We start from the raw sequence: 21,790 nt of genomic DNA on the forward strand, positions 1-21,790 counted from the left end.
GCCGCCGCCGCTGCGTTCATTGCGGTGGCATCTGGAGGAGCCCCGGCCGCAGCAGCGTCAACAACGCTGGTCGACGCACAGATCGTAGAGGTCTACGTCTTCCTGCTCGCCGCATTCACCGGCTTCCAGATCATCACCAAGGTGCCACCACTGCTGCACACGCCGCTCATGGCAGCCACGAACGCGATCTCAGCGATCAGTCTCGTTGCCAGCATTGTGATCGCTGGCGCTGAGCGACCACTCTTCATCAACATCATGGGCATGGTCGCGGTCGCCGCCGCAACGATCAACGTGGTCGGTGGCTTCGTCATCACCGACCGCATGCTGAAGATGTTCAAGAAGACGGAGGTGCCAAAGTGATCGACCAGCAGATCGGCGCCCTCTTCGTGCAGATCGCCTACATCGGCGCCTCCGCAGCGTTCATCCTTGGACTGCGCGGGCTCACGAAGCCCGACACCGCGCGTCGCGGCATGCAACTTGCTGCGGTCGGCATGCTGCTCGCCATCATCGGCACGCTGCTGAACCACGAGATCGTCAGCTATCAGTTCATCATCATCGGGCTCGTGGTTGGTAGCGCCATTGGGCTGCCGATGGGTTTGCTCGTGCCAATGACCGCCATGCCACAGCGCATTGCGGTCAGCCACATGTTTGGCGCACTTGCCGTAACGCTTGTCGGCATCGCGGAGTTCGTGCACTACCGCGACGTTCCGGGCGGCCCCGGTGTGGTCAAGATGATTGCTCTTGGATTCGAGACGCTCTTCGGCGCGCTCACCATCACGGGCTCCTTCATGGCATTTGGCAAGTTGCAGGGATTTATTACCGGTCGCCCGGTCACCTTCCCTGGACAGAAGCTGATCAATGCCGCAGTCTTTCTAGGCGCCGTTGGCCTCTACGTGACGCTCGTTCTCACCCAGTCGGGCGGCGCCACGGGCGGCGCCACGGGTGATGCGGGACTCATCATGTTCGCCGTCATGACGGCCCTCGCCCTCATCATCGGCGTCACCCTCGTGCTGCCAATCGGCGGCGCCGACATGCCCGTCGTTGTCTCACTCCTGAACTCGTATGCGGGCCTTGCGGCGAGCGCCACCGGCTTTGCGATCGGCAACAACATCTTGATCGTGGCCGGCGCCCTTGACGGCGCAAGCGGCTTCATTCTGTCGATCCTCATGTCGAAGGCTATGAACCGTTCGTTTGCGAACGTGCTCTTCGGTGCGTTTGGCGGTGAGAAGGCGGCAGCCTCCGCAAAGAGTGCCGAGGGCCTCACGACGCGCAGCGTCACCCCAGAAGAGGCGGCAATGCGCATCGGCTATGCACGCAACGTCATCATTGTTCCTGGCTACGGCATGGCGGTGGCGCAGGCGCAGCACGCGGTGCGCGAGCTCGCTGAGCTGATTGAGAAGCGCGGTGGTCGTGTGCGCTTTGCGATTCACCCTGTTGCGGGCCGCATGCCCGGGCACATGAACGTGCTCCTCGCCGAGGCGAACGTGCCGTACGACCACCTCTTTGACCTTGAAGAGATCAACGAGGAGTTCCACGCCTGCGACGTTGCCTTGGTGCTCGGCGCAAATGACGTTACGAACCCTGCCGCGAAGAGCGATCCAGGCTCGCCGATTTACGGCATGCCGATCCTCAATGTGCAGGATGCCGAGCAGGTCATTGTGGTGAAGCGCGGCATGGCGACCGGCTTCGCTGGCATCGAGAACGAACTCTTTTACCTCGACAAGACCTCGATGCTCTTCGGCGATGCCAAGAGCGTGCTCTCCCAGGTTGTCACTGAAGTGAAGGCGCTCTAGGCGCCCGTGGAGCTGAACCCCTACGCACGAGTGGTCAGCACCGTCGCACTGGCAGCGACCGCCTTCTTCACCCTCACCGCCTTCCAAACACTCCCCGCCGATGCCGTCTTGTCCATCCACTGGAACATCAACGGCATCGCTGATGGCTTCGCTGGACGGGAGGCGCTCCTGATCGTGCCCATCACCACGGCGTTGATCGGCGGGCTGCTCTGGCTCGCGGTGCGCTACGACCCGAAGCGCGCCAACATCGCCCGCAGCAGTGAAGCTCTCGGCATTGTGGTAGTGGCCCTCTCACTGCTGGTCGCTGTCGTGCAGTCGGCAATCATCAACTCAGGATTCGGCGAGGCGGCGCGACTCGATCGCGCGGTGCCAATCGCGGCTGGCGCCTTCATTGCCATCCTTGGCTACGCCATGCCGAACATCCGCCAGAACTACACCATCGGCGTGCGCCTCCCCTGGACCATCGAAAGCGAAGCCGCCTGGGATGCGTCACATCGATTCATCGGCGGCATCTGGATCCTTGTGGGCACGGTGACGGCACTCCTCGGACTTCTTGCACTCAGCGAAGCGGCAATCATCACCCTCTTGGCTGGCTTAGCACTGAGCGTTGTGGGCACGGTCTATGTCGCCTATCGCGTCTGGAGTCGTGGGCTGGGGTCGTCGCGCACAAAGCGCCGCGCGTGATCAGCGTCGATCTCCCATCTACCGAGGCGCTCGCCGCGGCTTCAACAGCGTTCACCTTCGCCCTTGTCGGCATTGGCGCTCTCATCGTTGGCAGTGCCCTCGTGGCCTCGATCTGGGCGCGCTCATTGAACGGCTGGGCACTAGGCGGCGTCTCGTTCGTGCTGAGCCAGACTGCACAGGTCGTGACCCTCTTCTTGCTTGGCCCACTCATCGCAGCATTTGCCAGCGCCCCCCTGCAAGAGGTCAGCCGCGCACTTATTCTCTCCACCGCCGCTCGGCGTGTACGCGACAAACGGCCAAGCACCGCCTTCGGATTTGGACATGGCGCCATCGACCTGCTGACAAGCTCACTGATCCCAACGCTCTCAGCGGTGATCATTCTTGGCGGCATTAGAGATGGGAGCATCTTCGTTGGGCTGAGCGCCGAAGTCACCGATAAGGTGCGCGCGGTTGCAATCTTCCTCGCCAGCCAGAGCCCCTTCAATGCTGCACTACTCATCGTGCAGGGTGCGCTGATGCTCGGGCTCCACGCCCTCCTTACGGCGATCGTGCTCCGCGCTGTGGTTCGTGGCGGTGGCGCACGATCAATTGGTCGCGGGCTTCTTCTACCAATTGCTATTCATACGCCGGTCGCCGTGGTGCGCACGCTCTTCCCGATGGCAACAACGCCAGTTCTCCTTGGAGCGTTACTCGTCGCCGCACTCGTCTATCGGCGAGGCCAGGGAGCTATGGCGGAGTCGGCACCGATTCAATAGGCGATGGGGTCGGCGACTCAGTCGGTGAGGCTGTAGGCGATTCGGTCGGCGTCTCACTCGCTGGCGGGGTAGGGCTTGGGCTCGGCAACACATATCCCTCTGGCGGTGTAAGCGAATCACATACGGGGCCAATTACCCGCTCTCCGTCGTTTTGACGATTCCACAAGAAGATGCGTGGAACCTGTGCACTGCAAACGATCTCGTAGGCCAGGCTAGTGCCAACGTAGCGCCAGTGCCACGCCTCAGCGCCGTAGCAACTCAGCGCGATCTTTGCCGAGCCCGCGGGGTACGAACGCACAAATCCAAACCTATATGCATTCGCTTCAAGCCAGAGGGCGGTTGCCGATGTAGGGAATTTCGGATTACTCCACGAAACCCCAGTAACACTCCCGAGATCAACGGTCGTGCCGAGCTGGTGTTCTGAGTGCCCAGGGATGGCGCTGTACTTTCTCGCCTGCTGCAATCCAGCTTTAGCAACCCACTTCGCAAAGACTTGCACCTGCGCGACATACGAGCGATACGCAGAGAGAATTTTTAGCGAGATCTTGCTCACCTTTGCCTCGGCGAACATGGCGCTGAGTGCATCAGCAGCCTCACGTTTCAGCAGGTATCCACCCTTCGGGGTGATGGCGCCGAGCCAGGTGATGGCTACGACGCTAGTTGGTTTGTAGCTCGACGAGATGCGGTACATGGGGTCAAGCAGGGCGACCGCCCACTCGTTTTTGCGCCAATACTTAGTAGTGACCGCTCCTTGGATGCCGATCGACGTGCGCGTGATGATGATCTTTCGCGTGTTGATCTCCGAGCAGTCGGTGATCGGAGGCACCTCAACCGTTTGTGAGGTAACTCCCGCCGCCACAACCCCGCCTCCTGGAAGTGCGGCACCGAGGGCTGAGACCCCAAGAATTAGTGCGAGAAGAGGCGCGGCGCGCATCAGGTGCCGAGGGTGGTGAGCACGGTTCATGGGGATAGTTTGGCGCATTCCCATCTCCAACAAAGAGAGCGCTAATGCTCGAGGCTCACCATGAGGGGGAACGAGGCAAATGCCCTCGGGATATGGGAAGGAGCCATGTATGGCACGAACCGTAAAGCTCGCCCCAACGGAGCGGTCGACCCCGAAGGCGAAACAGGTCGTTTCGCCGTCGCGTTTCGCGAACATCCGTAACAACCTTCCAGCCATTGTTGGCGCGGCAGCCCTCGTGGCAGCTGGTGCCCTAGCCGGTACGGCACTTGCGCACGGCGGGCCGAACGGCAGCGACGGCCGGCACGCTGGCCCAGGCGCAGAAGCCCGCATGACCATGCATCGCGATCACAGCGGGCAGCATGACTCGGGTAAGCCAAAGGCCAGAGTCGGCCTTGTGGGAACAGCTACAAGCGTGAGCCCAACCGAGCTCTCGATCACGCTCGCCGATGGAACCTCTAAGACGGTCGTTCTCGACAGCGCGAGCCAGTACTTCACACAGACAACGGGAACCGCCGCTGATGTAACGGTCGGCTCCTATGTGCTGGTTGATAGTGGAAGGCCCGCAGGTAGTGCAGCGGTTACCGCCAAAGGCATCGCTGTACTAACGAGCGGCCGTACCGATGTGCGCCTGCACCTTGGCCACCCAGCGAAGGTCACTGCCGTGAACGGCAGCACGCTCACCCTTGAGGTAGTCACCCCTCGCGGAACGAAATCGATCACCGTAACGATCGGCGCCAACACGCTAATCAGCAAGATCGCGACCGCAACGAACGCTGACCTAACGGTGGGTAGCACCGTAGCTGTTGATCTTGGGCGAGAGTCAGCCGCTGCCAAAGTGGTGCTCATCGTTAGGTAACGAACGCACCAAGAACTCGCAAGACGCCGTTGGTGGCCCTCCTGCCAGCGGCGTTGTTGCACCCGCCGATAGAGCCTTGGGTTTAGCGCTTCCCTTTTGCGGAAGCGACGGGCCGGAAGTGTGAAAGCACGACGGACGTGCCTAGAATTCCCACTACGGCAATTAGGCTCAAGAGCGGATGAATGTGCACATCAACCTGAGGGATGATGGCGTGCACGATCGGCACGGCCATCTTTGCGCCGATAAAGATCAAGACAAGGCCGAGACCCTGCTGTAGGTAGTGAAAGCGATCTTTAGCATCGGCGAGCAGGAAGTAGAGAGAGCGCAGGCCTAAGAGTGCAAAAGTGTTAGCAGTAAAAACGACAAATGGATCCTTCGTGATGCCGAAGATTGCAGGAATTGAGTCCACTGCAAAAATTAGGTCAATAATTCCGATGACCACAATGGCAAAGAAGAGTGGCGTCCATTTCAGCTTACTACCGTGTTGAACACGGAACTGATCAGAATCATAGTCGGTGCTCACGTGCATAAAGCGCCGCACAAAACGAATTGCACTAGGTTCACCATCGCCCACCTTGTGCCCACCACTACGAATCATCTGGATCCCGGTGAAGAGTAGGAAGACCCCGAATCCGTATAGGACTACCTCGAAGCGCTCAACAAGCGCGGAGCCGACGAGGATCATGCCAAAGCGCATAACGAGGGACATGATGATGCCGAAAATGAGTGCCTTCTGTTGTAGTCGCTTTGGGGTTTTTAGTGCGGCAAAAATTATGGTGAAGACAAAGATGTTGTCAATTGAGAGTGAGTATTCGATGAGATATCCGGTGAAGAAAGCCTGACCGGTCTCAGCGCCTTTCGTGGACCAGATCAAGGCGCCAAAGATGATGGCGGACGCGACAAAGAGCGCCGTGAATCTCAGCGCCTCGCTGGCGGGCACGACGTGCGAGCCCTTACGGCGTAGCCAAACCAGGTCAATAAAGAGGGCAAGTCCAACAAAGGTGAGGAAGCCGGTGAGTAGTCTTGGATCCAAAGTTCCTCCGTCGCTAGTGGGGTGTGTCACCAGTGGCAGCAATGATAGCGGAGGGGGGTTAGTGAGCCCGTCTGTGGTTAGGCTCGAACGAGGCCGCCGTTGGTGGTGTCGAGCGTGTAGGAGCGTGCGCAGGCGCCGCAGCTGAGCGTGGTCCCCTCGTTGGGCAGTCGAGTGCCGCAGTCGCAAACCCAGCCGATGCGCCTGGCTGGGCTGCCGACCACGAGGGCGCGCGGCGGCACGTTCCGTGAGGCGACCCCACCCGCACCAACCATGCAGTAGTCGCCTAGGGTGATGCCTGCCACAATCACGGCGCCCGCACCAATCGAGGCGCCATCACCTACGTGGATTGGGCTCACCATCCAGTCGCTGGCTGCGGCGAGACCGCCGTCAGGCGTTTGGGCACGTGGGAAGCGGTCGTTGGTGAGGATCGCGTTGGGGCCGATGAAGACGCCGTTGCCGGCGGTGACCCCGTGATAGACAAGCGCAAGGTTCTGTACCTTGCAGCGATCGCCAAGTACCACGTCGGCATCAATGAATGCGCCACGCCCAATGATGCAGTCGGCGCCGATCCTCGCACCGCCTCGTACCACTGCGCCGCCCCACACCTTGCTGCGCGCGCCAATAGTCACACCATCTTCAACGATTGCTGTCGGGTCAATGAACGCCGTTGGATCAATCATTGGGCGGCGACCCCGTTAGGCCGACCGAAGCCGATGCGCTTGGCACCAGCTGGCAGCGTCGCTCCAGCGCAGGCGTTGCGACCATCAACCAGCACCTTGAGTCCTGGGAAGAGCGTGGCGAAGTCCATCGTGCGATAGGCAGCGTCGGCGGTCGCAACCACCACGGCGGAGACCTGCGCATTCGCGGTGCCGTCCCACGGCGTCATCTTCAGTGATGTGACGTCGTCGCCTGAAAGAAGTGGGTCGTGACCGAACACCGTTGCGCCACGGGCGCGCAGCACATCGGCCATCAGTGGTCCGCGCGCATGCGCCAGCTCGCGCACACCTTCACGATAGGTAAGTCCGAGCACTGCAACCGTTGCTCCGCTGAGTGCACCAACCGTGGAAGCGATCGCATCTGCGGCGCGCTCAACCTGCCCGTCGTTGACGACACGTGCGGTCCTGATCAACTCAAGGTCACCATCGGTTGAGAGGATCATGCGTGGATAGACCGGGATGCAGTGCCCACCAACACCGATGCCAGGCTCATGAATGTGCGAGTACGGCTGCGAATTTGCAGCGCGAATCACTTCGGAGAGATCAATGCCATGTCGATCAGCGACGCGAGCGAACTCGTTGGCGAGGGCGATGTTCACGTCGCGGTAGGTCGTCTCGGCGAGCTTCGCCATCTCGGCAGCTTCGAGGGTCTGCATCTGTGCGATCGGTGCGTCGAGCACGCTCTCGTAGAAGGCGGTGGCGCGCGCGAGGCTCGGAGCATCGATGCCGCCAACGAGCTTTGGATACGCGGCGAGGTTGCGGAACGTTTGGCCAGTGAGCACGCGCTCTGGCGAGAAGCAGCCGAACACCTTTGCGCCACTTTCGGAGGCAACCTTTGCAACGAGTTCGCGCGTGGTGCCGATCGGCACCGTTGTTTCAAGGATGACGAGCAGGCCGTCGTGGGCGCCGGCAATCAACGTTTCAGTGGCGCCGACGAGCGCCTTGTCGGCGATGCTGCCATCGTCGCGCACCAGAACCGGAACGACGACAAGCGCAACGTCGGCATCGCGCACGGCGGCAGGGCCGTCGATCGTGGCGCGCAGTCGGCCAGAGCCAACATGCTCGGCAAGGAGCTCGGGAAGGTTCGGCTCGCCGCCCCACGGCGCAACGCCAGAGTTAATAACGTCGACGAGCGCCTGGTTGATATCGACGGCGTGCACGCGCCACCCGTGGGAGGCGAATTGCAAGGCGAGCGGCAGGCCGATCTTGCCGGAGCCGATCACGGCGATGGTGCCGACGGTGCCAGGGGCGCCGACCCACGGCTTTGAGGTGACAGGGGTGCCGTGGGTGCAGGGGTGCGGCTCAGCGGTAAAGGAGCCACCAAGCATGGACGTTGCTCGACCGAGTGGATCAGTGGTGCGTGCGCTCATCAGCCCTCCTTGTTCTCTTGGAGGGGATGCTACACCGCGGCGATGGCCTCGAGCTTCGGCCGCACGGGGATCCCGCCACCACGAGCGGACTCAAGAACTGCGTCGGCGAGGATCACGGCACGCGCGCCGTCGTGAATGCTGACGGCAGGCTTCGCCTCACCACGGGCGGCGGCGAGGAAGGCGCTCAACTCAAGGGCGAGCGGCTCTTGTCGTGCGGCGGGGAGGTCGGCGGTGCGACCCGGCTGCACGGGGGCAAACCCATCGAGCATCGCGCCCGAGTTTGGATCGGCGCTGGTGAACGAGACGGTGCGCTGCAGCAAGCTCACGTCGTATGCCCCAGCGCTGGTCGTTACCAGCAGCTGTCGTCGCTTGGCAGGGGCGAGCCATGAGGCGCGTATGCGCGCCACCGCGCCGCCGGGGAAGGTGAAGAGCGCCTCGGCGAAATCCTCACGCCCCTCAATCAGTCGTGAGCCGGCAACGGCGGTGACCGAAAGTGGCGAGCTGCCCGCAATGGCGCAGGCGAGATCGATGTCATGCACCATCAGGTCGCGCACCACGCCAACGTCGCTGATGCGCTCGGGGAGGGGGCTCTCGCGCATCGCCTCGATGGCGTAGAGCGCTTCGCCTGTGCTCCCACGCATCTGCTCAAAGAGTCGGGTGACGGCGGGATTGAAGCGCTCCACGTGACCGACCTGCACGATTGCGCCCGCGGCGGTGGCGCGTGCGACGAGGTCAAGCGCCTCGGCTGAATCGGCGGCGAGCGGCTTCTCAACCAGGATCGGAATCTTGCGCTCGATGGCGCGAATCACGAGTGCGGCGTGGAAGCGCGTGGGTGCCGCGATGATCGCCGCCTCAAGGCCCGGATGGTTCAGTAGTTCTGCGGCGTCGACATACGTGGTGGCCAAAGGGGCAACAGCCAGCGCAGCGTCGCGCGCTGCATCAACCGGGTCGCTGATCGCTACGATCTCGACGTCGAGGAGGGTGGCCAACACGCGCAGATGGTTGCGCCCCATGACGCCAAGGCCGATCAGGCCAACCTTCATGCGGGCCAAGCGCTCCCGCCGTGGCGCTCCACGGCGCGTCGCAGCGAGGCGGCAACCTCCTCTTGCTCTGCAGCTGTCATTGCAGCAAACATCGGCAGTGAGAGGCAACCCTTCGCCAGCGCATCAGTTACCGGCAACACAACGCCAAGACCACGCTCCTTGATGTAGGGCTGCTCGCTCACTGGAATCGGGTAGTAGATGCCCGTACCGATCCCATCGTTGGCAAGATCTTTCACGATCTCGTCGCGCGCTGGGCCCACATGCACGGTGTACTGGTGATAGACGTGCAGATTTCCTGCTGCCGTTCCCTGTCGAACGATCGGCGCACCAGCGAGCAGCGCGTCGTAGCGCGCCGCAGCTGTAACGCGCGCCGCAGTGAACTGATCTAGCTTGCCGAGTTGCACGGTGCCGATCGCGGCGGCAATATCGGTCATGCGGTAGTTGGTGCCGAGCATCTCGTGCAGGTAGCGCACCTTTGCCCCTTGGCTGCGGAAGGCGCGCAGCCACTCGTTGAGCGTGTCGTCGTTAGTGGTGATCATGCCCCCCTCGCCGCTGGTGATGTTCTTTGTGGCGTAGAGAGAAAAGGCGCCAACGCCGAAGGAGCCGGCCTGCTTGCCGTTCTGTGTCGCGCCGACCGCCTGGCAGGCGTCTTCAATCATCGCGAGGTTGTGCTTGACGGCGAGTGCGCCGAGGGCGTTCATGTCGGCAATGAGGCCGAAGAGGTGCACGGGCATTAGCGCCTTCGTCTTTGGCGTGATCGCTGCTGCCGCTGCCGCGGGGTCCATCAGCCAGGTAACGGGATCGATATCGACAAATCGTGGCGTGGCGCCGGCGCGCAAGATTGATGCCGCGGTAGCGCTAAACGTGTGGCCAACGGTAATGACCTCGTCGCCAGCCTTAATACCGAGTCCCTGAATGATCGCCTCTTCGGCGAGGGTGCCGTTCGCCACGGCGATCGCATGCTTCACGCCAACCATCTCGGCGAAGCGGCGCTCGAACTCGGCGACACGTGGACCCTGCGCGAGGGCGCCCGACATGATCGCTTCGGCGGCGGCGTCTGCCTCCTCGCGACCAACAGCGGGGCGGGTGATCGGAATGCGAATTGGCGGTGTACTCATGATGGGGAGCGTATCAGCGTGCGAAGCGACGCGCGATCAGTGCGGCTCGGATCGCCTCCGCGGCACCCCCCGCGGGCAGGGGTCGGGATACCCGCGCGGCGACTGCGGCTGCACCCGTCACGGCCCCAACGGTCGCAAGGGCAGCGGGAACGAGATCTGCATCGATCCCAATCAGCAGCGATGGTCCAGCCGGGTGCAAGAGCTCCGGCCACTCCGTGGTGTCGCGCAAGATCAGCGTTGGGGTGTTGAGCCAGACCGCCTCGCGCTGCAGCCCGCCCGAATCGGTGAGTACCGCTGCCGCATGTGCAGTAAGTGCAAGCGAGTCAAGGTAGCCGACAGGCGGCACCAGCTCTACTCCGTCGGGAACGTCGATACCGTGCACTGCGATCGCGGCGCTAGTTCCAGGGTGCGCGGCAAAAATGACGGGCACCCCGAGAACTTCAGCGGCGCGATGCAGCGCTGCGAGTGCGGCACCGAGACGCGACGCCTCACGCACGTCGGCTCGATGCAGTGTTGCAAACACAAATCCGCCAGAGGTAAGTGAGGTACCGATGCGCAGGCTCACCTGGTCAAGGGCAGCAAGGGATCGCGCAGGTGGAGCGAGTCGCGCAACGAGGTCAGACATGAGATCCCCCACAACCTCGTTCCCATCATGTCGATCCTCGCGCTCGAGCGCCGCAACGGCGGTGCCACTCGTGCACAGGCGTAGGGCGGCAATCGTGTCTACCGCAATACGATTCCGCTCCTCAGGCATCGTGAGATCCCCCGACCGAACACCCGCCTCAACGTGAATGATTGGTACACCGTGGTCTTGAGCGGCGAGTGCGCCAGCAAGCGTTGAGTCGGTATCACCAAACACCAAGACGGCCTCTGGGCGGGTCTGCGCAATGGATGCAGCAATTGAACTGCGCATCGCTGCGAGGCGGGCCTCACCAACGAGGCCCCCTGGCTCGGGCAGCAATAGGTCTGCCGGTGCAATGCCAAGATCGCGATAGATCTGGCCCGCCAACACCTCGTCGTGATGTTGCGCGGTATCAATCACGAATGGCTCAATAGGGGCGGTGAGTTGCGGGGCAAGCGCCGCCAACTTGATCAGCTGGGGTCGCGTTCCAACGACTGCTGTGATGCGCATACCCCTCCCGTCGCGATTGTGAGCGTAGGCTGCGATAGACTCGCCACATGCCTGACGCGCGTCGACCCATCGTACCGAAGAGCGTGGCCATGTTCGTGTTTAACGAGGTCAGCCACGATCGCCGCGTGCTCAAAGAGGCGGACGCCCTGCAGGCGGCTGGCTGGTCCGTCACCATTCACGGAATTCGCCAGCGACGGTCAACTGCGGCTCTGCGCGAATCCCGCGCGACCGGCGTGGTGATCGTGCGGCACCCGCTCACGGTGAGCGCTGACGTGCCCCCAGCTTGGAACAGAGCATGGCGCGTAGTTCTCTTGCCACTCCTTGCAATGCAATTTGCTGCAACCTCCCTGCTTGCGTTGCTTGGAATTAGGGCAGCAAAACAGGTGCGGTCAGCCTTCGTGCTCTGGGCGTGGGGCGCCACTGCAGCTCGCGCCGCTGTTGATGCGGAGGTTCTACACGCGCATGACCTAAGTGGTGGCATCCCAGCCCTCTTTGCAGCAGACAAAAGTCACGCCACAATCGTGTACGACAGTCACGAAGTCTTCCTGGAGAGCGGGCATTGGGCGCGTGCGCCTCGGATGGTGCGTCGCCTTCTCGCCTCGCAAGTTGAGCGCCCTCTCCTTAGGCGCGCCGCAGGCTTAATCACGGTTAATCCGTCAGTTGAGCAGGTCCTTGATGAACGGTACGAGATCCCCAAGCGTCGAATCGTTGTGTACAACTGTGTTGAACCGCTTGAGAGCGCAACACGGCCCCGCGAGTTGCGTGAGGCGATCGGCGTGGGTGATGATACTCCCATCGCGCTGTACCACGGAGGCTTCTCGCCTGTTCGTGGCTTACGCCAAATCATTGAAGCCGCTCTAGACCCACGACTCGCGGACATCCACGTTGCCTTTCTTGGATACGGGCCAATGGAGGCTGAGCTCCGCACCCTTGCAGCACGCCCCGATGTTGCAGGGCGCATTCACGTCCTAAAGGCCGTTTCCCCCGAGGTGCTCGATCGGTGGGTGGCTGGTGCCGATGTTGGGCTGATGCCAAACCAACACGAAACGCTGAACGAATACGTGAGCACGCCAAACAAACTCTTTGAATCAATTGGTGTTGGCACGCCGGTTGTTAGCAGTGATTTCCCCGAGCGTCGGCGCATTATCTTGGATGGACCAGAGGGCTCCCTTGGGGCACTCTGTGATCCCGCTGATCCCGCGGATATCGCGCGCGCGATCGTCGAGGTCATTGGCGGCAGTCAGGTGGAGCGAGAAGCCTACCGAAGCCGATGTCGCACGGCGGCGCAGGCACGTTGGAATTGGGAGGTTCAGGCCACACGCCTCACCGAGCTGTACACAGCACTTCAGGTTTCTGAGGGCGCGTGAGCACGCGAGAGAGACGCCTCGTCATTGCGATGCTCAACACGGCTGGGCAGGGCACAGAGTGGGCACACGCGCTCAAGCGCTTCACGAGCGCCACCGCAGAGTCGTGGGCGATCGCTCGCCCGCAAGAGCAGGTCATTCAGTTCACCGTAGATCGCACCTATCCACTGATCAACGGTGCGACGGATCAAGCATGGCTTGATCTACTCAACGCGCAATCAAAACCAACACACCTGATCATTGAGAGCGGCAAGCCGATCAGCATCAAAGGCACGGTACGCCGCATGCTCTTTCAAGCCGTTACTGCCCGGCGGCACGGCATTCGCCCGGCACTCTTGTTTCACGGGAGCGATATTCGCGTGCCGAGCTTGCACCGCACCACACACCCCGAATCACCATTCCAGCAATCCCATGACGGGCTCACGGAGAAGCTCGAACGGAAGACAACTGAGGTGCGCCGCTGGCTGACGATTTGGCCGTTTCAAGTATTCATCTCCACCATTGACCTGCGCCGCTATGTTCCTCGCGGCCGATGGCTTCCGGTCGTTGTCGGCGACCATTGGTTTGCTGCAGCGTCACTAATAAACGTGGAGCGCCCCCGACCGCGCGTGTTGCACCTCCCTTCGCGCCGCGCACTCTTCAAGAGTGAACAGGTCGATCAGATTTGCCAGCGCCTGCACGACGAGAGCCTGATTGAGTACAAGTCAGTGACGGGCGTCCCCCCAGCCGAGGTGCGCAGCCTTGTGGAGTGGTCTGACATCGTGATCGACAAGATTGGCCTCGGAGGTACTGGCGTCATGGGTGCCGAGGTGATGGCATCTGGTCGCCTGCTGATCGGCGACGTAGATCAGATCGTGCGCGCAGAGGTCCCCGATCTACCGCTGATTCAGAGCTCCATCGGCACTCTTGACCAAGTGATTCGCACCCTGGTTGCCGATCGCTCCACCTGGGCCGCTCGCGCCACCGCGGGTCAAGCCTTCGCCCGCAAATATCACGACGGGCGCTACTCAGCGGCCGTGCTGGCCAAGTGGATGGGGGTTCCGGTAAACCAGCCGTAGCAGCTGGAGCCGATGGTGAGGATTGAACTCACGACCTGCTGTTTACGAAACAGCTGCTCTACCACTGAGCTACATCGGCGCCGGAGGGGGATTGTAGCGGAGCGGCATGCCCCCCGCGAGACCTACGTGGCTGAGGGCGGGGCGACGACGGGGTAGGTGTCGAGATCCCAAAGAGTGGCCAGTGGCAGTTCGCGAACCGTTTGCTCTGCAGACGCGATGTCGCTCGCAATCACTTCAATGAATACCTTGCGCCTTGGCGGAGGGGCGATGTGGATAGCGCCAACACGACCAGCTGCTTGGAGTGCGCTCGCTGCGGCTTGCTCCGCGGGGACGAGCGCTCGGATCGCCTCTTCAGTGGTGTCGGGCTTAAAACTACAAACGACGATAAATGTCGACATGCGCACTCCTAATGGATGATGGGCGTCCATGTGGGCCCTCGCCAGAACCGTACACCTAATCAAAATGTCGAGGCGTGCGCCGTAGGCGGTTATGTGTGACACTCAACGCGCCCAGAAGGGTCAACACGCTGCGATGCCCCTCGTGGGAGTCCCGCGTGAGAGGAGAGCATCGATGCGCAAGAGTCTGAAACTCGTGCTGGTCGCAGCCCTACTGGTTGCTGGCGTTGGGGCTGGGCTCTTGGCCATGGGCGGTTCAAGTGGTAGCGCGCTGCCCCTAGGCGCCCCAGGAGTTGACGTTGCGGCGTTCAAAACCGGAGCTCTCACCGAAGCGATCACAGAAGAGTCCTGCACCTTGACCGACGGCACCAAGACCACCTGCTATCGCATCACGGTTACGGGCACACCGATTGACACGGTGATCGGGCCATTCTGCCCAGAGACCACCAGCACATCAGCCGCTGACTCAGGCATCTGGCTTGACGGCAGCAATATCTATGACGCTGATGGAAAGTTCATTCTTGACCTGAGCATGATTTATGGAGACGCACAGTGGCGCCTGTATGACGAGTCGGGGAAGGTCAATGTGACCGATAGTAAAGAGTCGTTCCAGGGAGCGGCGCGCCCTGACGTGCTCGACGCGTACAAGTACCACTGCGTTGAAGGTCGCTTTGAGTGGACGAATTCGGGCGCGGCGGTGCCCATCTCAATTCTGGTGCCGGTGACCCCAGTGAAGGCTTCGGCGCCGGTCAGCACCCAAGGGGCCGACCTCGGCATCACGATCAACGGTCTAGTCATCGCCCCTTCAGCACCAGTGCAGGCAATCTTGAAGGCGTACACAATCGCGGCCTTTGATGATTGCGGCGGACACTTCAATCCGATTGAGGGGTATCACCTGCATGCGTTCACTGACTGCAAGGGGACCGCGTATGACGCGTCCATTGATGACTCGAACGCTGAGACGAGACTGATCGGGTATGCGCTGGATGGCGTGGCGGTCTTTGCGCCGCTGGCCCACGACACCACGATTCAACTTGATGAGTGCAATGGCCGCACTACCGAGAAGGACGGCTATCACTATTACGCACAGGCGCCAGAGCTCAATCAGGTAGTGAAGTGCTACATGGGGCTGTTGGCCGTTGATCCAACTCACCCACAGCAGGGACCACCAGGGGGCGGACCTGGGGGCGGTGGACTGGGCGGGCTCCTCGTTCCTGGCCTTGCTGCTTCTGCTGGGCTGATTGGCACGCTGTTTGTTGCTCCGAAGTTGCGCAGGAAGTTGAGGTAATCATGTCGAAGCACATCCCAGTCCGAACTATGGCCGACGTCAAGGAGCCGCTCGTGCTCTTCCTCATCGGCATGCGCATCAATACCCTCTGGCGCGTGTGGGAGTGGCTCCCTGCTTTTCTCGCGATGCCAACCATGATCGTGGAGCTCTACAAGAACTCCGAGCTCGGCTTCTTGAGCGCCCGCACCGAAATGGCTGGACGAACGATCACGGTGATCCAGTATTGGAAGTCGTTTGAAGCGCTTGAGGCGTACGCCGCGAACGGCGAGCGCAAGCACCGACCCGCGTGGACCGCCTTCTACAAGCGTGCAACCAGCGGCACCGGCGCCGTGGGCATCTTTCATGAGACCTATGTGATTCGCCCAGGCGAAATCGAATCCCTGTATGTCGACATGCCAGTCAGTTTTGGGCTGGGAGGCGCGGTAGGGGCGAAGCCAGTGACGCCGAAAACTGAAACTGCGCGCGAGCGCAAGGGGTAACGAGCTAGGCGGAGAACTTTACCTCGGCGGTAGTCACAACCTTCGCCGTTCGCCCGGGCGCCGACTGAAAGCCCCAGTACATGTTGGTGTGCTTGATGATCACGTCGGGAGGCGGGGCGCCCCACTCGCTCATGTCTTCGGTGGTGTGGGCATCGCTCACGAGCGTCACGTCATACCCGCGGGTGAATGCGCCGTGAATGGTCGAGCGAATGCAGGCGTCGGTCTGAGCGCCGACCACGACCAGGTGCGCCACATTCGCTGCGGCAAGAGCCGCCTCCAGGTCAGTCGCCTCGAATGAGTCGCCGTAGAGCTTGTGCACGAGTGGCTCGCTCTCTAGGCGCACGAGCTCGGGTACGTACTGCCAGGCGTCGCTGCCGATGGGCATCTGCTCGTCGGAGTGCTGCACCCAGACTACGGGCGTGCCGGCGGCGCGGGCGGCGGTGAGGAGCGCTTGGATGTTGGCGATCACGGCATCGCGCTGGTAGGCGGCGCCAACCACGCCGACTTGCACGTCGATGATCAGCAACGCTGTTGCGGTTCGGTTGTGAATGGTTGTCATAACGGCGGAATACTACCGCGTTCCCAAACTGGTGCGATTTGGTTGTCTTACGGGGGCGCTCCCGTATACTTCGCCGAGTCAGATGATCATTGGGGAGCTTCCCCTGAGGCGCTGTCATAAATACGGAGGTGTATCGTGGCCGACCCAAAGCAGACGAAATTCGTGCTCGACGAAAATCGGATGCCGAAGGCCTGGTACAACATCGCGGCGGATCTTCCGTGGCCACAATCGCCGGCGCTGAATCCTCAGACCGGCCAACCACTCGGCCCCGATGATCTCGCCCCACTCTTCCCAATGGCGCTCATTGGTCAAGAGGTCTCCACGGAACGAGAGATTGAGATTCCAGAGCCGGTGCGCGACGCGTATCGCCTCTATCGACCGAGCCCGCTATATCGCGCGCATCGACTTGAGAAGCTGCTAGGCACACCAGCAAAGATCTTCTACAAGTACGAGGGTGTAAGCCCCGCAGGGAGCCACAAGCCGAACACCGCCATTGCGCAGGCGTTCTACAACGCGCAAGAGGGTGTGAAGCGACTGGCAACCGAAACTGGTGCAGGGCAGTGGGGCACTTCACTCGCATTCGCTGGCGCCATGTTCGGTCTCGAGATCAAGGTCTACCAGGTGCGTGCGAGCTACGACGCGAAGCCGTATCGCCGCATCCTTATGGAGACGTACGGCGCATCGGTAGTTGCAAGCCCAAGCCCCGACACGAACTACGGTCGTTCGGTGCTCGCTTCAGACCCACACACGACCGGTTCGCTTGGCATGGCGATCAGCGAGGCGGTCGAAGATGCCGCCACGCGCGACGACACCAAGTACGCACTCGGATCGGTGTTGAATCACGTGCTGCTGCACCAGACGGTGATCGGCCAAGAGACGCAGTTGCAGCTCGAGATGGCGGACGTTGAGCCCGACATCTTGGTCGGCTGCACCGGCGGCGGATCGAACTTTGCTGGATTCACCTTCCCGTTCTTGGGCGCCGCCTTCCGTGGCGGTCGCAAGGTGCGGGTGATTGCGGCGGAGCCGACGGCGGCGCCATCGCTTACGCGCGGCATCTATGCGTATGACTACGGCGACACGGCGCATATGGCTCCAATGGTGAAGATGCACACGCTCGGTTCGGCCTTCATGCCAGATCCAATCCACGCCGGTGGGTTGCGCTATCACGGCATGGCTCCGCTGGTCTCTCTCCTAAAGGAGAAGGGCGCCATCGAGGCGGTCGCCATTCCGCAGCGCGAAACCTTCGAGCGCGGCGTGGAGTTCACTCGAGCAGAGGGGATCCTGCCAGCACCCGAAGCGAACCACGCCATTGCGGCGGCGGTGCGTGAGGCGTTGATCGCCAAGGCCGAGGGGAAAGAGACCGTGATTGTCTTCAACAATTGCGGGCACGGCTTCCTCGACCTGGCGGCGTATGAGAACTACCTCGCTGGCAAGCTCGAGGACTTGAGCCTTGAGCAGAGCAAGATCGAGGCTGCGCTCAACGACCTGCCAAAGCCGTAACGCAGCGGCGTTAGACGCTCATGGCGAACGTACGACCCTTCCGGGCGACGCGCTACGCGCGCGAGCAGATTGATGCGCTCCTGAGTCCACCGTATGACGCGGCAGAGGCAGAGGTCATTCAACGCTTGCGCGCGAGCGAGCCGCTCAACTCGGCAGCGCTCGACGCCTCAAACTCCCCCGAAGAGTCCGCGGCACTCTGGCAAGACTGGCGCAAAAGCGGCGTGCTGATCGACGAAGCCGAGCCTGCGATCTACCTGTACGAAGGGGTCAGCGAGAGCGGCGTCACTATGCGCGGCATCTTCGCCGCGGTGCCAGTTGGCGCATACGGACCAGCGACTGGCGTGTATGGGCACGAGCGCACCCTCGATGCACCACGCGCAGGCCGGCTGGCACTGCTCGCGGCAACGCGCGCGAACCTGTCGCCGATCCTGCTGCTGCGCGCGGGGGGCGCGACCACATTTAGCACCGCGTTTGCGCAGGTTGCAGCGGGTCAACCAGTAACGCGCACAACGGCACCCGATGGCACGCGTATTCAGCTCTGGCACGTAGCGCCAGAGAGCGATGCAGGTCGCGCCTTGCTGGACTGGGCATCTGGCGCCCCGCTGATCATTGCCGACGGGCATCACCGCTATGAAGCAGCGCGCGAATATGCCGAGCGCCACGACGGCCCTGCGGCCACGATGGGCCTCATCGTTGAGGCCGATGGTGCTGGCCCAACGCTGCACGCCACCCACCGAATCCTGCGCGGGTACGAGAGCGAGCGATTCCTAACCGCCCTTCGCGCGAGCAGCGACGTAGTCACTGTTCAGGCAGCTGACCTGGCTGATGCGGCAGAGCAATTCTCCGAAGCGCACCGCGGCGAGCGAGCGGAGTTTGCGCTCTGCGCCAATGGAGTGGCGCACCTTATCACGCTGGCGCCAAGCCAACAGGCGCAGCCGATCACGCAGCGGGTGGAGGATCTACTTCGATCTCTCCTTGGAATCACAAAGGCGGATATTGCCGCAGGCGTGCTGCGCTACGAGCGACGAGTAACTGACGCAGTTGAAGCATCACGCACCAAAGGAGTAATCACTCTGCTCCTTCCGCCAGAGCGAGCGGAACTTGTGACATCGATGGCACTCGCACAACAGGTGATGCCCCAGAAGGCGACGCACTTCTCGCCAAAGCCAGCAACGGGGCTGCTCTTTCTATCGCACGACCAGAACGCGCAAGAGGCGGAGGCTAGCTCCGGCGCTTCGCGAGCGGTCTAGAGGGCGTTGTTATACGTCCAGACGTCGAGCGCGTCTAGATCAAGCGTGGTGTTGCCGTTCGCGGCGAGGGCACCGGCAATCTGGGCACGGTGTTCGGTGGCGTGGTGCACGGCCTGGTTCACCAACACCCAGCGCGGTACCGAGAGCTCTTCGCCGCTAAACGAGATCCAGGTGAGGATCTCGTCGCCAGGCAGCAGCGCTCCTGCGTGCAGCTTGGCGTCGGCAACTACGAGGGCGGCGGCAAGGGCCTGTAGATCTGCAGCGGTGGTGGGGAGCTCGCGCTTCTCGGCGCGCGGTTCGCCGTGCAGGCGCTGGGCGTAGTTCTCGGCGGCGGTGACCAGGTGATGGGTAATCGCCCCTACGCTCCATTCGGAGCCCGGTGAGGTGTAGGCGAGCGCATCAACAGGAAGTGCTGCAAACACTGTGAACATCTGGGTGTTGGCCCAGGCCATGTGCTCCAGGGTGCGATTCAACGTGGTGTTTTCCATGCCGCGAGGATAGCCGAGCGCGATCGGGTTGGGCTAGCGGGCGAGCGATCGCCGCAGAGCGAGAACGACGGCAGAGAGGGCAACCGCGGCGAGCGACGCGATCAAGACGCCGATCTTCGCAGCGCCGAGTGACTCCTCGCTGGCAAAGGCCAGCTCGCTGATGAGGAGCGAGACGGTGAAGCCGATGCCGCCGAGTTCCCCAACAAGGGCAATGTCGATCCAGCGCATGCCCGCCGAGAGCTTCGCCCCCAGCGCGGTCGCGAGCCGGGCGGCAACGAGGATGCCGATTGGCTTACCGGCGACGAGGCCAACGAGTACGCCGAGCAGGATTGGCGAACCGGTTACCGCACCGAGGTCGATGGAGCGAAGGTCAACTGCAGCGGCGAAGAGGGCGAAGAGTGGCACGGCGATCGCCGCGCTGATCGGATGAAAGCGTTCCGTTGCGCGGTCGACGGGCGCATCTTGCTCGCCAGGATCTTTCTTGACGCGCATCAGTAGCCCGAGGGCAACGCCCGCGATTGTTGGATGAATCCCAGCACTGTGCACGGCGTACCAGGTGCCGAGTGCAAGGGGCACGTAGATGAGCGGTGAGGTGATGCGTTGCCGCTGCGCAATCGCGAATAGTGCCAACAGCACCGCTGCGACAGCGAGCCACTCTACGTGCAGGCTGGCGGAGTAGAAGAGTGCGATTACTAGAATCGCTCCGAGATCGTCGACCACCGCCAGTGTCAGCAGGAAGGTGCGCACCCCAGTGGGCAGTCCGCGACCGAGCACCGCGAGCACTGCGAGGGCGAAGGCGATATCTGTGGCCATCGGAATACCCCAGCCGCTGAGCGCATCAGGCGCACCGCCCTGATTGATTGCGAAGTAGAGGAGCGCTGGAACGATCATCCCGCCGAGTGCTGCGGCAACCGGTAGGGCCGCCTGGCGCGGCTTCGAGAGTGTGCCCACCACCAGTTCATGCTTGAGCTCGCAGCCGATCACGAGGAAGAAGATGGCGAGCAACCCGTCGGCGGCCCACTCCTGCACGGTGAGGTTCAGGTGGAGCGCGTCGCTGCCGATCTGCGTCGTGGCAACGGCGCGCAGTACCTCTGAGAGGGGGCTGTTCGCCAGGAGGATGCCGATGAGCGCCGCAGCGATCAGCAGCGCACCGCCTACGGTCTCGCTGCGAAGGAAGAGCTGCATGCGCTCTCGGGTGTTCATGCGTGCATCGTATCGCCTGCGGGGGGGGGTTGGCGGAAACGGAGCCCGTTCAGTAAAATCCCAGACATGCTGGCGCAATGGGACTGGACGGGCATCATCGGGGGGCTGATTGGCTTCCTCGTCGTGCTGTTTGTGCAGCAGTCGCAGCGCATCTATCGATCCCGTGGAACGACGGTGAGCACCATTGCGTTTGCCGCCCTTGTCGCCTACGTCTGGGCACCGTTTGGATTCCCCAACTCTGATTGGTCGCGTGCGCCGCTCGGCAGCGATGTGATTCGCCTGATTCCATTCATGAACTTTGATCCTGCTCTTCTGCAAACGCAGTGGTTGCTGATGCAGGTGAGCATGGGAGCATCGACGTTCCTGCTGGCGACTCTCGCCCTCTACGGAGATGCCAGGCGGGCGGCCTTTGCCGTCATCGGCATCATGGCGGTGGGTCTCGAGGTCAGCCAGGGGTTCTCGAATTACTTCTCGAGCCCAGTGCCGCCCTATCGAATCGACGTTCACGACATCATGGCGCGAGCAGCCGGGGCACTGGCTATCTATTTCGTACTGAAGGTCACTGCCGCGATCTGGCGTGTTCGGGTCAGCCCCACCCCTCGCAAGAGCAGCCTCTTTGGCTTCATCGACGGGGTCACGCGCCGCATTTAGCGGTTGCGAGACGTTGCAGTAACGACCTCCACGCGTAGGCGATACGATATGCAAATGGCCGCAGCTGATCTCATTGCCCAAGCCGCTGGCG

23 protein-coding genes and 1 tRNA gene are annotated in these 21,790 nt (G+C 62.1%); 12 read left to right on the top strand and 12 right to left on the bottom strand.

Annotation, left to right across the window (positions count from 1 at the left end; translation table 11 throughout):
* Positions 1–66: 66 nt before the first annotated feature.
* From AC3LCN_RS01495 to AC3LCN_RS01510, 4 genes are read left to right on the top strand one after another with little or no spacing between them, the layout of a single operon-like run.
* Positions 67–360, top strand: coding sequence for an NAD(P) transhydrogenase subunit alpha part 2 (locus AC3LCN_RS01495; RefSeq protein WP_488648400.1), 294 nt, complete (start codon positions 67–69; stop codon positions 358–360).
* Complete coding sequence (locus tag AC3LCN_RS01500; protein WP_488648322.1) at positions 357–1,793, top strand: NAD(P)(+) transhydrogenase (Re/Si-specific) subunit beta; 1,437 nt, start codon at positions 357–359, stop codon at positions 1,791–1,793. Before AC3LCN_RS01495 ends, AC3LCN_RS01500 begins: the two co-directional genes overlap by 4 nt.
* Positions 1,794–1,799: 6 nt before the next feature.
* Complete coding sequence (locus AC3LCN_RS01505) at positions 1,800–2,477, top strand: SdpI family protein (RefSeq protein WP_488648323.1); 678 nt, start codon at positions 1,800–1,802, stop codon at positions 2,475–2,477.
* Positions 2,474–3,232 carry a YhfC family glutamic-type intramembrane protease gene (locus AC3LCN_RS01510; protein WP_488648324.1) on the top strand — a complete coding sequence of 253 codons (759 nt, stop codon included), beginning with the start codon at positions 2,474–2,476 and terminating at the stop codon, positions 3,230–3,232. Before AC3LCN_RS01505 ends, AC3LCN_RS01510 begins: the two co-directional genes overlap by 4 nt.
* Here AC3LCN_RS01510 and AC3LCN_RS01515 read toward each other — a convergent pair.
* Positions 3,204–4,196: a M15 family metallopeptidase gene (locus AC3LCN_RS01515; RefSeq protein WP_488648325.1), complete on the bottom strand. Its 993-nt coding sequence runs from the start codon at positions 4,194–4,196 to the stop codon at positions 3,204–3,206. The two genes, AC3LCN_RS01510 and AC3LCN_RS01515, sit on opposite strands and share 29 nt — an antisense overlap.
* Before the next feature lie 109 nt (positions 4,197–4,305).
* Between AC3LCN_RS01515 and AC3LCN_RS01520 the strand changes: the two genes are divergently transcribed.
* Positions 4,306–5,052: a hypothetical protein gene (locus tag AC3LCN_RS01520; RefSeq protein ID WP_488648326.1), complete on the top strand. Its 747-nt coding sequence runs from the start codon at positions 4,306–4,308 to the stop codon at positions 5,050–5,052.
* A gap of 82 nt (positions 5,053–5,134) precedes the next feature.
* On the opposite strand, the gene AC3LCN_RS01525 is transcribed toward AC3LCN_RS01520, so the two are convergent.
* The 6 genes from AC3LCN_RS01525 to AC3LCN_RS01550 form a co-directional block, all read right to left on the bottom strand.
* Positions 5,135–6,085 carry a TerC/Alx family metal homeostasis membrane protein gene (locus AC3LCN_RS01525; RefSeq protein WP_488648327.1) on the bottom strand — a complete coding sequence of 317 codons (951 nt, stop codon included), beginning with the start codon at positions 6,083–6,085 and terminating at the stop codon, positions 5,135–5,137.
* Positions 6,086–6,162: 77 nt separating this feature from the next.
* On the bottom strand, positions 6,163–6,765 hold the full coding sequence (locus AC3LCN_RS01530; protein WP_488648328.1) for an acyltransferase: 603 nt from the start codon (positions 6,763–6,765) through the stop codon (positions 6,163–6,165).
* The gene (locus tag AC3LCN_RS01535) at positions 6,762–8,171 is read right to left on the bottom strand and encodes a nucleotide sugar dehydrogenase (protein WP_488648329.1); all 1,410 of its coding nucleotides are present in this window, start codon (positions 8,169–8,171) and stop codon (positions 6,762–6,764) included. The genes AC3LCN_RS01530 and AC3LCN_RS01535 overlap by 4 nt, the downstream gene beginning before the upstream one ends.
* A gap of 29 nt (positions 8,172–8,200) precedes the next feature.
* Positions 8,201–9,214, bottom strand: a complete 1,014-nt coding sequence (locus tag AC3LCN_RS01540) for a Gfo/Idh/MocA family protein (protein ID WP_488648401.1) — start codon at positions 9,212–9,214, stop codon at positions 8,201–8,203.
* Positions 9,211–10,332: a DegT/DnrJ/EryC1/StrS family aminotransferase gene (locus tag AC3LCN_RS01545; RefSeq protein ID WP_488648330.1), complete on the bottom strand. Its 1,122-nt coding sequence runs from the start codon at positions 10,330–10,332 to the stop codon at positions 9,211–9,213. The genes AC3LCN_RS01540 and AC3LCN_RS01545 overlap by 4 nt, the downstream gene beginning before the upstream one ends.
* Before the next feature lie 13 nt (positions 10,333–10,345).
* Positions 10,346–11,464: a UDP-N-acetyl glucosamine 2-epimerase gene (locus AC3LCN_RS01550; protein WP_488648331.1), complete on the bottom strand. Its 1,119-nt coding sequence runs from the start codon at positions 11,462–11,464 to the stop codon at positions 10,346–10,348.
* 47 nt (positions 11,465–11,511) lie between these two features.
* On the opposite strand from AC3LCN_RS01550, the gene AC3LCN_RS01555 reads away from it, so the two are divergent.
* On the top strand, positions 11,512–12,831 hold the full coding sequence (locus AC3LCN_RS01555) for a glycosyltransferase (protein ID WP_488648332.1): 1,320 nt from the start codon (positions 11,512–11,514) through the stop codon (positions 12,829–12,831).
* A complete protein-coding gene (locus tag AC3LCN_RS01560; protein WP_488648333.1) occupies positions 12,828–13,886 on the top strand; it encodes a hypothetical protein in 1,059 nt (352 codons plus the stop codon). The genes AC3LCN_RS01555 and AC3LCN_RS01560 overlap by 4 nt, the downstream gene beginning before the upstream one ends.
* A 4-nt stretch (positions 13,887–13,890) precedes the next feature.
* Here the strand turns inward: AC3LCN_RS01560 and AC3LCN_RS01565 are convergent.
* Positions 13,891–13,965: transfer RNA gene (locus tag AC3LCN_RS01565), tRNA-Thr, on the bottom strand.
* 43 nt (positions 13,966–14,008) lie between these two features.
* On the bottom strand, positions 14,009–14,284 hold the full coding sequence (locus AC3LCN_RS01570) for a hypothetical protein (RefSeq protein ID WP_488648334.1): 276 nt from the start codon (positions 14,282–14,284) through the stop codon (positions 14,009–14,011).
* Positions 14,285–14,456: 172 nt separating this feature from the next.
* Between AC3LCN_RS01570 and AC3LCN_RS01575 the strand changes: the two genes are divergently transcribed.
* Complete coding sequence (locus tag AC3LCN_RS01575; protein WP_488648335.1) at positions 14,457–15,569, top strand: YHYH protein; 1,113 nt, start codon at positions 14,457–14,459, stop codon at positions 15,567–15,569.
* A gap of 2 nt (positions 15,570–15,571) precedes the next feature.
* Positions 15,572–16,048 carry a DUF4188 domain-containing protein gene (locus tag AC3LCN_RS01580; RefSeq protein ID WP_488648336.1) on the top strand — a complete coding sequence of 159 codons (477 nt, stop codon included), beginning with the start codon at positions 15,572–15,574 and terminating at the stop codon, positions 16,046–16,048.
* A 4-nt stretch (positions 16,049–16,052) separates the two neighbouring features.
* On the opposite strand, the gene AC3LCN_RS01585 is transcribed toward AC3LCN_RS01580, so the two are convergent.
* Positions 16,053–16,607 carry an isochorismatase family protein gene (locus AC3LCN_RS01585; protein WP_488648337.1) on the bottom strand — a complete coding sequence of 185 codons (555 nt, stop codon included), beginning with the start codon at positions 16,605–16,607 and terminating at the stop codon, positions 16,053–16,055.
* A 135-nt stretch (positions 16,608–16,742) separates the two neighbouring features.
* On the opposite strand from AC3LCN_RS01585, the gene AC3LCN_RS01590 reads away from it, so the two are divergent.
* Positions 16,743–18,107 carry a TrpB-like pyridoxal phosphate-dependent enzyme gene (locus AC3LCN_RS01590; protein ID WP_488648338.1) on the top strand — a complete coding sequence of 455 codons (1,365 nt, stop codon included), beginning with the start codon at positions 16,743–16,745 and terminating at the stop codon, positions 18,105–18,107.
* 20 nt (positions 18,108–18,127) lie between these two features.
* The gene (locus tag AC3LCN_RS01595) at positions 18,128–19,357 is read left to right on the top strand and encodes a DUF1015 family protein (RefSeq protein ID WP_488648339.1); all 1,230 of its coding nucleotides are present in this window, start codon (positions 18,128–18,130) and stop codon (positions 19,355–19,357) included.
* On the opposite strand, the gene AC3LCN_RS01600 is transcribed toward AC3LCN_RS01595, so the two are convergent.
* Both AC3LCN_RS01600 and nhaA read right to left on the bottom strand, forming a co-directional pair.
* On the bottom strand, positions 19,354–19,845 hold the full coding sequence (locus AC3LCN_RS01600) for a DinB family protein (protein ID WP_488648340.1): 492 nt from the start codon (positions 19,843–19,845) through the stop codon (positions 19,354–19,356). The genes AC3LCN_RS01595 and AC3LCN_RS01600 overlap by 4 nt on opposite strands.
* A 33-nt stretch (positions 19,846–19,878) precedes the next feature.
* Positions 19,879–21,048: a Na+/H+ antiporter NhaA gene (gene nhaA, locus AC3LCN_RS01605; RefSeq protein WP_488648341.1), complete on the bottom strand. Its 1,170-nt coding sequence runs from the start codon at positions 21,046–21,048 to the stop codon at positions 19,879–19,881.
* 66 nt (positions 21,049–21,114) lie between these two features.
* On the opposite strand from nhaA, the gene AC3LCN_RS01610 reads away from it, so the two are divergent.
* A complete protein-coding gene (locus AC3LCN_RS01610) occupies positions 21,115–21,699 on the top strand; it encodes a hypothetical protein (RefSeq protein WP_488648342.1) in 585 nt (194 codons plus the stop codon).
* Positions 21,700–21,790 lie beyond the last annotated feature (91 nt).

The sequence above is a fragment of the Candidatus Limnocylindrus sp. genome (assembly GCF_040397215.1).
GTDB lineage: Bacteria > Chloroflexota > Limnocylindria > Limnocylindrales > Limnocylindraceae > Limnocylindrus.

Coding starts and splice junctions, on each gene's coding strand:
- AC3LCN_RS01520 (WP_488648326.1), top strand. CDS start 4,306: ATGGCACGAACCGTAAAGCTCGCCCCAACGGAGCGGTCGACCCCGAAG.
- AC3LCN_RS01595 (WP_488648339.1), top strand. CDS start 18,128: ATGGCGAACGTACGACCCTTCCGGGCGACGCGCTACGCGCGCGAGCAG.
- AC3LCN_RS01580 (WP_488648336.1), top strand. CDS start 15,572: ATGTCGAAGCACATCCCAGTCCGAACTATGGCCGACGTCAAGGAGCCG.
- AC3LCN_RS01530 (WP_488648328.1), bottom strand. CDS start 6,765: ATGATTGATCCAACGGCGTTCATTGACCCGACAGCAATCGTTGAAGAT.
- AC3LCN_RS01610 (WP_488648342.1), top strand. CDS start 21,115: ATGCTGGCGCAATGGGACTGGACGGGCATCATCGGGGGGCTGATTGGC.
- nhaA (WP_488648341.1), bottom strand. CDS start 21,048: ATGAACACCCGAGAGCGCATGCAGCTCTTCCTTCGCAGCGAGACCGTA.
- AC3LCN_RS01540 (WP_488648401.1), bottom strand. CDS start 9,214: ATGAAGGTTGGCCTGATCGGCCTTGGCGTCATGGGGCGCAACCATCTG.
- AC3LCN_RS01535 (WP_488648329.1), bottom strand. CDS start 8,171: ATGAGCGCACGCACCACTGATCCACTCGGTCGAGCAACGTCCATGCTT.
- AC3LCN_RS01545 (WP_488648330.1), bottom strand. CDS start 10,332: ATGAGTACACCGCCAATTCGCATTCCGATCACCCGCCCCGCTGTTGGT.
- AC3LCN_RS01555 (WP_488648332.1), top strand. CDS start 11,512: ATGCCTGACGCGCGTCGACCCATCGTACCGAAGAGCGTGGCCATGTTC.
- AC3LCN_RS01600 (WP_488648340.1), bottom strand. CDS start 19,845: ATGGAAAACACCACGTTGAATCGCACCCTGGAGCACATGGCCTGGGCC.
- AC3LCN_RS01575 (WP_488648335.1), top strand. CDS start 14,457: ATGCGCAAGAGTCTGAAACTCGTGCTGGTCGCAGCCCTACTGGTTGCT.
- AC3LCN_RS01515 (WP_488648325.1), bottom strand. CDS start 4,196: ATGAACCGTGCTCACCACCCTCGGCACCTGATGCGCGCCGCGCCTCTT.
- AC3LCN_RS01570 (WP_488648334.1), bottom strand. CDS start 14,284: ATGTCGACATTTATCGTCGTTTGTAGTTTTAAGCCCGACACCACTGAA.
- AC3LCN_RS01585 (WP_488648337.1), bottom strand. CDS start 16,607: ATGACAACCATTCACAACCGAACCGCAACAGCGTTGCTGATCATCGAC.
- AC3LCN_RS01550 (WP_488648331.1), bottom strand. CDS start 11,464: ATGCGCATCACAGCAGTCGTTGGAACGCGACCCCAGCTGATCAAGTTG.